This is a genomic window from Anaerophaga thermohalophila str. Valhall, assembly GCF_000250735.1.
GTDB lineage: Bacteria > Bacteroidota > Bacteroidia > Bacteroidales > Marinilabiliaceae > Anaerophaga > Anaerophaga thermohalophila_A.
In genome coordinates, this window is sequence record NZ_AHZV01000335.1 from 1 (window position 1) to 1,292 (window position 1,292).

At 38.5% G+C, this 1,292-nt stretch carries 1 protein-coding gene; it reads right to left on the reverse strand.

What is annotated here, in order from left to right:
• Positions 1-37: 37 nt before the first annotated feature.
• Positions 38-1,069 carry a DUF4097 family beta strand repeat-containing protein gene (locus tag OQ5_RS0117410; RefSeq protein ID WP_016778709.1) on the reverse strand — a complete coding sequence of 344 codons (1,032 nt, stop codon included), beginning with the start codon at positions 1,067-1,069 and terminating at the stop codon, positions 38-40.
• Positions 1,070-1,292: the final 223 nt, after the last annotated feature.

Genomic DNA, 1,292 nt, shown 5'->3' on the forward strand with positions numbered 1-1,292 from the left:
CCTTGATTTTGACAAAAATATGCTTTTTATACCGCACTCATTCTTTCAAAGTAAATCTCTGAGGTCCGTTATTGGTTCTCCCTGTGATTACAATAGGTCCGTTCCCCGATTTCAGCTTCTTCTTTTTAGCTTCTCCGGGAATATAAAGAAATCCGTAATTCGATTCCAGGTCAAAAGTCAGTTCATTTAGCGAGTTTTTCAGTTCCATCTCTATTCGTCCCTTGGTGGTCTCGAAATATGTGTTTCCGGTAAGAAGTATTCCGGTACCAGTGAGCCTTCCGGCAATCGATTTTAAATCCATCGTGCCTTTCAGGTTTTCTATCCACACATCCCCGTCATCGTTAAGGGTTTGCAGATGCCCTTCAATGTTTTTCAATGTCAGCTCACCTGTAGATGTTCGCAGCATAAGTTTCCCGTCGATGTTTGCTATTTTTTGTGCTGCGGTGTTGGTTTGTGTTGTCAGTTCTCCCTTGATGTTATTTACTGAAATATCCCCTTTGTCTGAAATAGTAGTAACGTACCCGTCAATATTGGAGATATCAATATTTCCGCTTTTTGTATTAACGGATATATTGCCTTTGACATTCATGACAGAGACAGCTCCGGTAGAGGTTCTAAAATCATACTCACCCGAGATGTTTTCTGCAGATATTTTACCGTAAGAGGCATGTGCATTCACCGTGCAGTCCTTGAGATTTCCTGATTCTATGTATCCGGAAGAGGTTTTGACGGTAATATGCATTCCCTCAGGTATATTCACAACAATTTGACCCGATTTTGTGGAAATGTGTTCATCCGGGATGATAACGGAAAGTTGCAGCGTATTATTCACCAGTTCATCTTTCAGATCAAAACCATCTGCTTTTTGTGATGCTTCGATGATGGTTTCTACCTTTATTGAGTCTCCGTCTGAAGGCTTCAGCACCACTTTGCAGAAATCTCCCTCTATTTGAACCGATTCTGGTTTTTTAAATGATTTTGTGGATTTATAGACTTCCTGGATAGATGCTTCTGTAGAACCTAAACCCAGGAATACCGTAAGACAGATTAGCGTAAATAGTTTTTTCATAATTGCTTTATTTAATGAGTGGAATGATTGTTAGATTATAGACTGTTAGATTGTTAGGGTTGTTAGGTTTGGTGGATTGTTAGTGAAAAGTGTAACCTTTATCATCACAAAGTAAGTAAAAATGAAGTATTTTTGCATACTTATTGATGATTGCATTGATGAGTCTGCGTCAAAAAGAGACTTTTAGGATTTGGCACATTGATAAATTAAAACTATAAAGTGT

Bases quoted from the DNA above. Each gene is read 5' to 3' on its own strand.
- OQ5_RS0117410 (WP_016778709.1), bottom strand. From the start codon at position 1,069: ATGAAAAAACTATTTACGCTAATCTGTCTTACGGTATTCCTGGGTTTA.